The sequence below is a fragment of the Mesorhizobium sp. M7A.F.Ca.CA.004.06.1.1 genome, assembly GCF_003999135.1.
In the GTDB taxonomy this organism is placed as follows: Bacteria; Pseudomonadota; Alphaproteobacteria; order Rhizobiales; family Rhizobiaceae; genus Mesorhizobium.
Window position 1 is genome coordinate 1 of sequence record NZ_RZPQ01000198.1, and the last position, 8,412, is coordinate 8,412.

11 protein-coding genes are annotated in these 8,412 nt (G+C 60.9%); 10 read left to right on the forward strand and 1 reads right to left on the reverse strand.

The features are described from left to right. The 4 genes from EN906_RS14270 to tgt all read left to right on the forward strand — a co-directional run. Positions 1-170 (forward strand): DMT family transporter (locus EN906_RS14270; RefSeq protein ID WP_206529088.1); only part of this gene is annotated, 170 nt, incomplete at its 5' end. Continuing rightward, the gene (gene queA / locus EN906_RS14275; RefSeq protein WP_127269465.1) at positions 170-1,258 is read left to right on the forward strand and encodes a tRNA preQ1(34) S-adenosylmethionine ribosyltransferase-isomerase QueA; all 1,089 of its coding nucleotides are present in this window, start codon (positions 170-172) and stop codon (positions 1,256-1,258) included. The genes EN906_RS14270 and queA, both read left to right, overlap by 1 nt. Next, positions 1,248-1,424, forward strand: coding sequence for a hypothetical protein (locus EN906_RS37285; RefSeq protein WP_164749036.1), 177 nt, complete (start codon positions 1,248-1,250; stop codon positions 1,422-1,424). The genes queA and EN906_RS37285 overlap by 11 nt, the downstream gene beginning before the upstream one ends. Beyond that, a complete protein-coding gene (tgt, locus tag EN906_RS14280; protein ID WP_127269464.1) occupies positions 1,417-2,547 on the forward strand; it encodes a tRNA guanosine(34) transglycosylase Tgt in 1,131 nt (376 codons plus the stop codon). The genes EN906_RS37285 and tgt overlap by 8 nt, the downstream gene beginning before the upstream one ends. Positions 2,548-2,551: 4 nt before the next feature. Here the strand turns inward: tgt and EN906_RS14285 are convergent, their stop codons facing one another. Then, entirely contained in the window at positions 2,552-2,971 is a 420-nt protein-coding gene (locus tag EN906_RS14285) for a DUF4864 domain-containing protein (RefSeq protein WP_127269463.1), read from the reverse strand. Positions 2,972-3,236: 265 nt separating this feature from the next. Here EN906_RS14285 and EN906_RS14290 point away from each other — a divergent pair, with 265 nt between their 5' ends. The 6 genes from EN906_RS14290 to EN906_RS14315 all read left to right on the forward strand — a co-directional run bounded on the left by EN906_RS14290 (position 3,237) and on the right by EN906_RS14315 (position 8,218). Then, complete coding sequence (locus tag EN906_RS14290) at positions 3,237-3,473, forward strand: Lrp/AsnC family transcriptional regulator (protein WP_010909609.1); 237 nt, start codon at positions 3,237-3,239, stop codon at positions 3,471-3,473. Between the two features lie 171 nt (positions 3,474-3,644). Then, positions 3,645-5,057 carry a circularly permuted type 2 ATP-grasp protein gene (locus EN906_RS14295; RefSeq protein WP_164749460.1) on the forward strand — a complete coding sequence of 471 codons (1,413 nt, stop codon included), beginning with the start codon at positions 3,645-3,647 and terminating at the stop codon, positions 5,055-5,057. Positions 5,058-5,111: 54 nt separating this feature from the next. Continuing rightward, positions 5,112-5,471, forward strand: a complete 360-nt coding sequence (locus EN906_RS14300) for a four helix bundle protein (protein ID WP_127270768.1) — start codon at positions 5,112-5,114, stop codon at positions 5,469-5,471. Between the two features lie 61 nt (positions 5,472-5,532). Then, complete coding sequence (locus EN906_RS14305) at positions 5,533-6,474, forward strand: alpha-E domain-containing protein (protein ID WP_027036710.1); 942 nt, start codon at positions 5,533-5,535, stop codon at positions 6,472-6,474. Positions 6,475-6,559: 85 nt separating this feature from the next. Then, complete coding sequence (locus tag EN906_RS14310; protein WP_127273300.1) at positions 6,560-7,354, forward strand: transglutaminase family protein; 795 nt, start codon at positions 6,560-6,562, stop codon at positions 7,352-7,354. A 132-nt stretch (positions 7,355-7,486) separates the two neighbouring features. Then, entirely contained in the window at positions 7,487-8,218 is a 732-nt protein-coding gene (locus EN906_RS14315) for a peptidase (protein ID WP_127271775.1), read from the forward strand. Positions 8,219-8,412 lie beyond the last annotated feature (194 nt).

Here is an 8,412-nt window from a genome sequence, read left to right on the forward strand (position 1 = left end):
GCATAGGTGCGGCCGCGCTGATGGCGTTTCTGGTCACCGGCCAGCAACTGGCCGGCATGCTCATCGATCGCGTCGGCTTCCTCGGCGTCGCGGTGCGTGAAATCTCGCTCGGCCGCGTTGCCGGCGCGGTGCTGCTGCTGGCCGGAGCGCTGCTCGTCCGGCTCTACTGATGCGCGTCGATCTCTTTGACTTCGACTTGCCGGAGGAGCGCATCGCGCTTCGTCCGGCGGAGCCGCGCGACAGCGCCAAGATGCTGGTGGTCAAACCCGGCGAAGGGTTCGACGACCGCAGGGTTGGCGACCTGCCGTCCTTGCTCAGGGCCGGCGACGTGCTGGTGTTCAACGACACCAAGGTCATTCCAGCGCAGCTCAAAGGCATCCGGAGGCGAGGCGAAGTGACAGCGCAGGTCGAAGCCACGCTGCATATGCGCATGGCGCCGGACCGCTGGCTGGCCTTCATGCGGCCGGGCAAGCGCATTGCCGCCGGCGACCGCATCCATTTCGGCCATGACGGCAATTCCTGTTTGCTCGGTCAGCTCGACGCCACGGTGATCGAGAAAGGCGAGGGCGGCGAAGCGCTGCTTGGCTTCGATCTGTCGGGGCCGTTCCTCGACGAGGCGCTGCACGCGGTCGGCCACATTCCGCTGCCGCCCTACATCGCCTCGAAACGCGACGACGACGAACGCGACCGGGCCGACTACCAGACCATCTATGCAAGCGAGGAAGGCGCCGTCGCGGCTCCGACAGCGGGCCTGCATTTCACGCCGGAGCTTTTTGCAGCGCTTGACAGCAAGGGCATCGAACGCCGCTTCGTCACCTTGCATGTCGGCGCCGGTACGTTCCTGCCGGTGAAGGCCGACGACACCGCCGACCACAAGATGCATGCCGAGACCGGTTCGGTCAGCGAAGCTACTGCGGACGCCCTGAATGCTGCAAGAGCAAGAGGCGGGCGCGTCGTTGCCGTCGGCACGACCTCGCTGCGACTGCTGGAGAGTGCGGCGCGTGAGGACGGTACTCTGGCTGCGTGGTCCGGTCCGACCGATATCTTCATCACGCCCGGCTACCGTTTTCGCACCGCCGACGTGCTGATGACCAATTTCCATCTGCCGCGCTCGACGCTGTTCATGCTTGTCTCGGCCTTCAGCGGCCTCGACACGATGCGTGCGGCCTATGCCCATGCGATCGAGAACCGTTACAGATTCTATTCCTATGGCGACGCAAGCCTGCTTTTCCGAGCGGAGACGAGCGATGGACGATGATCTGCAAGCCTTTGACCGCTATGCGCTGAATGCGGAATTGAAAAAGCTGCGCGCCGGCATTCGCCAGCACCTCGATTCCGCCATGCGCGGCTGCATCCACTACCGCCAGTCGCTCGACAATCAGGCGCCGGACGCCCCGATCCACGACAAGGAATTCAATGGCTAAGCCGTTCAGCTTCAAGGTTCTGGCAACCGACGGCAAGGCGCGACGCGGCGTGATCGACATGCCGCGCGGCGAAATCCGCACGCCGGCCTTCATGCCGGTCGGCACCGGCGGCACCGTCAAGGCCATGTATATGGACCAGGTGCGCGGTGTCGGCGCCGACATCATCCTGGGCAACACCTATCATCTGATGCTGCGGCCCGGCGCCGAGCGTGTGGCGCGGCTCGGCGGTTTGCATGAATTCGCCCGCTGGCCGCATCCTATCCTGACCGACAGCGGCGGTTTCCAGGTGATGTCGCTGTCGAAGCTGAGAAAGCTGACCGAAAAGGGCGTCACCTTCCGCTCGCATATCGATGGCGCCGCCTACGAGATGTCGCCGGAGCGTTCGATAGAGATCCAGGGATTGCTCGATTCCGATATCCAGATGCAGCTTGACGAATGCACGGCGCTGCCGGCCGAGATGAAGGAAATCGAGCGCGCCATGGAGCTGTCGTTGCGTTGGGCCGAGCGCTGCAAGACGGCGTTCGGCGATCAGCCGGGCAAGGCGATGTTCGGCATCGTGCAAGGCGGCGACAACGCGGCGCTGCGGGAGCGCTCGGCGCAGGCGCTGAGCGCGATGGAGCTGAAGGGCTATGCGGTCGGCGGCCTGGCCGTCGGCGAACCGCAAGCGGTGATGCTCGAGATGCTCGACATCACCTGCCCGGAACTGCCAGCGGACAAGCCGCGCTATCTGATGGGTGTCGGCACGCCCGACGATATCCTGAAATCGGTGGCGCGCGGCATCGACATGTTCGACTGCGTGATGCCGACACGGGCCGGCCGCCACGGCCTTGCCTATACAAGGCGCGGCAAGGTCAATCTGCGCAACGCCCGCCATGCCGACGATCCACGGCCGCTCGACGAGGAAAGCGACTGCCCGGCCGCCCGGGACTACTCACGCGCCTATCTGCATCATCTGGTGCGCTCGCAAGAAGCGCTCGGTGCTATGCTTTTGACCTGGAACAACCTTTCTTACTATCAAAAGCTGATGCAGGACATCCGCGCTGCGATCGAGACCGGCGCCTTCGAGGCGCGCGGCGCGGAAATCACCGAGGGCTGGGCGAGGGGCGATATCCCGTTGCTGTGAGGCCTCAAGTGCTGAGCGAATTCGAGGCGCGCAGGCTGCAGCCGGTGATCTGGAACGTGCCATCGGGCTGTTGCTGCAACGTGTAGACCGCCTCGTAATCCTTGCCGTCGGGGCCGACGATCAGCACCTGCTGGACGATCGAACCCGGAGCGGTCTCCTCGACCTTGCCGAAGGAATAGGTCCGCGGCTTGCGCACCGGCGGATAGCCGTTGGTCACCATGTTCATGAAGGCATCGACGGTCGGGAAGATCCGCTTCACATTCGGGGCGGCGAAGCTGTAGGCGGTGGCGCCGTCATTGGCGATGAGGGCCTTTAGCTGACTGTCGATGACGGACTGGCCCGCCTTGATCTCGGCATCGCCGGCCAATACCGACGACGCGAAGAGGAATGGAACGACTGCGATTGCGAAAAAGGCGCGGCGCATGGCCTGTCTCCGTTATCCCGCGAAATATCTTCCCTCGAAATGCTGCTGTCCGAAGACACATCATAACATACGCTTGGCAGCGCATCGCGGTTTCAGCGATTGCGAATATTCACTGGCGATCGGTGACAAGTTCCACGCCAGTGGCGGAGTTGCAGCAGGCGGTAGCCTAGGCCCGAGCCGGCTGAGCATTCATTCCAGCGCTTGAAAGCCCGCCTCCAGTCTGCCAGAAGGGCCGCTGGACTTGGACGTTTAGCGGGACGAAGCCATGAAGGCGTTTTTCGTGCAGATCAAATGCGAGCTCGGCAAATCCTATGAGGTTGCCAGCGCGCTTGCCGATGCCGAGATCGCCTCGGAAATCTACTCCACCGCCGGCAATTACGATCTGCTCGCCAAATTCTACGTCGACGACGAGGAAGACGTCGGCCATTTCGTCAATGAGAAGGTGCAGATTCTCCCCGGCATCAAGGACACGTTCACCGTCGTCACGTTTCGCGCTTTCTAGCCTGGAAACGCATTTGCCCGGGCACGAGGCAAAGGCTGATCAAGGTCATATTTCACCTGCCTCAATTTTAGGCAGGCGCAACATACTGATCGCCCGTATCTCCCAAATCACCGATTGCGCTTGATTTTCTCCGGCGACGTCAGTGAAATGGCGTCACAGGGGAGTATGCGATTGGCAGCGTTCGATGAAATGCTTCCGGAAATCTCCGGATTGAGAAGACCGTATTCGGCTTATGATCGCTGGCTGAAGGAGCAGGATCCGGCCAGGCTGACCGAGAAGATGCAGGACGCCGAACGCGTCTTCCGCAAGACCGGCATCACCTTCGCCGTCTATGGCGAGCAGGAAGCTTCCGAGCGGCTGATCCCGTTCGATATCGTTCCACGCATCATTTCAGGCAATGAATGGCGGCGCCTCACGCAGGGCATCGAGCAGCGCGTGCAGGCGCTAAACGCCTTCCTCGACGACATCTACCACCGCCAGGAAATCCTGCGCGCAGGGCGCGTCCCCAGGGAATTGATCGCCAGGAACGAGGCCTTCCTGCCGGAGATGATCGGGGTCAGGCCGCCGGCCGGCGTCTACACCCACATCATCGGCGTCGACATCGTCCGCATCTCGGAGGACGAATTCTACGTGCTGGAGGATAATGCGCGCACACCGTCGGGCGTCTCCTACATGCTGGAGAACCGCGAGACGATGATGCAGCTGTTCCCCGAGCTGTTCCAGAAGATCAAGGTACGGCCGGTGGAAAACTACCCGCAGCTTCTGCGCCAGTCGCTGGCGGCGGTGCGGCCGCAAAGCACCAAGGGCGCGCCGACCATTGCGGTGCTGACGCCCGGCAGCTTCAACTCCGCCTATTTCGAACACGCCTTCCTCGCCGACCAGATGGGCGTGCAGCTGGTCGAAGGCCAGGATCTGCGCGTCGTCGACGGCCATGTCGCGATGCGCACGACCGAAGGCTACAAGCAGATCGATGTGCTCTACCGACGCGTGGACGATTCCTTCCTCGATCCGCTGACCTTCCGACCGGATTCGGCACTCGGCATACCCGGCATCATGGATGTCTATCGGGCCGGCAACATCACCATCGCCAATGCGCCGGGCACCGGCATCGCCGACGACAAGGCGATCTATTCCTACATGCCCGAGATCATCGAATTCTACACCGGCCGCAAGGCGATCCTGGGCAACATCCCAACCTGGCGCTGCTCGGAGCCCGACAGCCTGAAATACGTGCTCGAGCACATCGACGAGCTGGTGATCAAGGAAGTCCATGGTTCCGGCGGCTACGGCATGCTGGTCGGGCCGGCTGCGACCAAGAAGGAATGCGAGACCTTTGCCAAGAAACTCCAGGCAAAACCTTCGAATTACATCGCCCAGCCGACGCTGGCGCTGTCGACATGCCCGATCCTGACGGAAAAGGGGCTGGCGCCGCGCCATGTCGATCTCAGGCCTTATGTGCTGGTCTCCGATCGCATCCAGATCGTGCCCGGCGGCCTCACGCGTGTCGCGCTGAAGGAAGGCTCGCTGGTCGTGAATTCCTCGCAAGGCGGCGGGACGAAAGATACTTGGGTGCTGGATGATTAAAGCGAATAGCGAATAGTGAGTAGCGAATAGGGGAAGGAGGGCAGCAAGACGGCGATCAATTCTTACAGGGACCTAATTGTTTGGAAAGCGGCCGTCGAGTTGGCGGTGGATTGCTATTCGGTAACCAAAGCCTTTCCAAGCAGCGAAATCTACGGGATGACCTCTCAGATGCGGCGGTCTTCCGTATCAATTGCAGCAAACATCGCCGAAGGGCATGGGCGGGAGAGTACGGGATCATTCATTCAATTTCTGCGCATGGCGCAGGGATCTCTCAAAGAGTTGGAAACACACCTGATCTTGTCTGAAAAAGTAGGGTTGATGGTTGAAGCAGAGGTGGTGCGTTTGCTTAGCAAGGCCGATGAGATCGGGAAAATGCTACGTTCCATGATCAGGAGTTTGCAACAAAAATCATGAAGCTGATTTTCCCCTATTCGCTACTCACTATTCGCTATTCGCTCGAAATCGGGGCACGATGATGCTTCTCGGCCGCACCGCCAACGGGCTTTACTGGATGAATCGCTATATCGAGCGGGCGGAGAACATGGCGCGCTTGGTCGATGCCGGTTTGCGCATGGCGCTGACTCGTACCCAGAGTGCCTCGGAAGAGTGGAATTCGGTGCTGCTCAGCGCCGGTTCCGACGTCACCTTCAGCCAGAAATATTCTGACTATACCGCGGCCAACGTCGCCGACTTCCTGTTGCGCGACACGTCGAACCCGTCGAGCACGATGGCGTCGATCGAGACGGCCCGCAACAATGCCCGCATGGTGCGTACCGCGCTGACGCGCGAAACCTGGGAAAGCATCAACGAAGCCTGGATGTCGCTGAAGCGGATGCTGGCCAAGCCGATCGACGAGCGCGACCTGCCCAGCGTACTCGACGCCATCAAGCGCGAGACGGCGCTGATCCGCGGCTCGTTCTACGGCACCATGCTGCGCAACGAGATCTTCGACTTCTCGCAGCTCGGCACTTATGTCGAGCGCGCGGACAACACGGCGCGCATCCTCGACGTGAAATATTATGTGCTGCTGCCGTCGATCTCCTGGGTCGGCTCGACGCTCGACAATTATCAGTGGGAATCGATCCTGCGTTCGGTCTCGGCGCATCGCTCCTATCGCTGGGTCTACGACGCCGATTACAAGCCGACCAACATTGCCGATTATCTGATCCTCAATGTCCGCATGCCGCGCTCGCTGATGTTCTGCTATCGCTTCCTGTCGGAGCATCTGAAATTCCTCGGCGACGATTACGGCGAGCGCCATGCCTGCCACGCAACGGCCGAGAAGACGCAGACAATGCTGAGAGCCGGGTCGATCAAGGGCATATTCGACGCCGGCCTGCATGAATTCCTTGCCAATTTCATTCGCGACAACACCAAACTGGGCGAAGAGATCGCACAAGATTATCGGTTCAATTGAGCATGGTCCCGAAAGGTGGGAGCCGGTTTTCTCAGACAAATGAAACCGTTTGTCCGGAGATCGTGCTCACAAACGGAATAGAAGCATGCGGCTGAAGATCACCCATCGGACCGAATACCGCTACGACGCGCCGGTGCACTATCTGTTGCAGCGGCTGCGGCTGCTTCCGGTCAGCGGGTCGACGCAGACCGTTCTGTCCTGGGCCTTGACCATCGAAGGCGCGCGCGAAGAAGTTCGCTTTGTCGACCATTTCGGCAATGACACAAGGCTGCTAAGCGTCGAGGGCGAGCGCGACTTCATCACGGTGGAAGCATCAGGCGAAGTGGTGACACGCGACACCGCGGGTGTCTCGGGGCCGCACCAGGGCTTTACGCCGCTCTGGCTGTACAGCCATGAGACGCCATTGACGGTGATCGGCAGCGGTATCCGCGAACTCGCCGCATCGGTCGGCAAGGGCAGCGACATCGAAAGGCTGCACCGGCTGATGGCTGTCATCGGCGAGCGCGTTGTCTACACGCCCGGCACCACCAGTGCGACGACGCCGGCGGAGGAAGCCTTGGCGCTGAAAACCGGGGTCTGCCAGGATCATACCCATATCTTTGCCGCCGCGGCGCGTGCCATGGGCTTTCCGGCCCGCTATGTCAGCGGCTATCTGATGCTGGAAGCCACGGTCGAGCAGGCGGCCAGCCATGCCTGGGCCGAGGCGCATGTTTCGGGTCTCGGCTGGGTTGCCTTCGATGCCGCCAATGGCATTTCACCCGACGAGCGTTATGTAAAGGTGGCAACGGGCCGCGATTACCGCGACGCCACGCCGGTGTCGGGAATTCGGCTGGGACAGGCGGAAGAACAGCTTGCGGTCACCGTCACGGTGGAGCAGTAATCCTCGCAAGATTGCTGCCGAGCGATTCATCGTTTCAAGGAAACGCCGAACCGCTCTATCCCCTTGTTTTAACGCAATTCCGGACGGAAAACCGCTTCACACTTTTCCTGGAATTGCTCTAGAAGAGATTCCATGACCTATTGCGTTGGCCTGAAGATCGATCGCGGGCTCGTGTTCATGTCGGACACGCGTACCAATGCAGGCATGGATTCCATCTCCACCTTTCGCAAGATGCATGTCTGGGAAGAGCCGGGCGAGCGCGTCATCGTTTTGATGTCGGCGGGCAATCTGGCGACGACGCAGGCCGTGGTCAGCCTGCTCGACGAGCGCACCAAGGCGATCTCCGAAAGACATTCCACGCTGCTCGAAACGCCGTCGATGTACCAAACGGTCCGCATTGTTGGCGACACGGTCAAGGAGGTCATCGCCAATTCGTCATCCGCTGGCGAGAAGGCGGATTCCTATTTCAATGCGTCCTTCATCCTCGGCGGTCAGATCAAGGGCAGCGAGCCGCGCCTGTTCATGATCTATCCCGAAGGCAATTTCATCGAATCGACCGATGACACGCCGTTTTTCCAGATCGGCGAGACCAAATACGGCAAGCCGATCATCATCCGCGCCTACGAAAAGACGATGAGCCTCGCCGAGACGGTGAAGCTGCTTTTGGTGTCGTTCGATTCGACGTTGAAGTCGAACCTGTCCGTCGGCTTGCCGCTCGACCTGCTGTTCCTGGAGAAGGACGCCTTCAAGGTCGGATTGAAGAAGCGGATCGGCCAGGACGACCAGTATTACCGCACGATCTCCGACGGCTGGTCGAATGCGCTGAAGACGGCCTTTGCCAGCCTGCCGGATTTCCCGGGCTGAGGCGTGCGGCATCCGTTGTCGGTTGCGTCTATTTCACGCGTTAATTAATAAAGAGACCAGCCGCGATGGATGGTGGCGGTCGATCATGTCGGGAGGACAGGATGAACAACGATGATTTCCGGCAATGGTCGCGCCGCGCCGCCGACTGGGGCGCCGACTACCGCAATACGCTACGCGAGCGGCCGGTGCGGCCG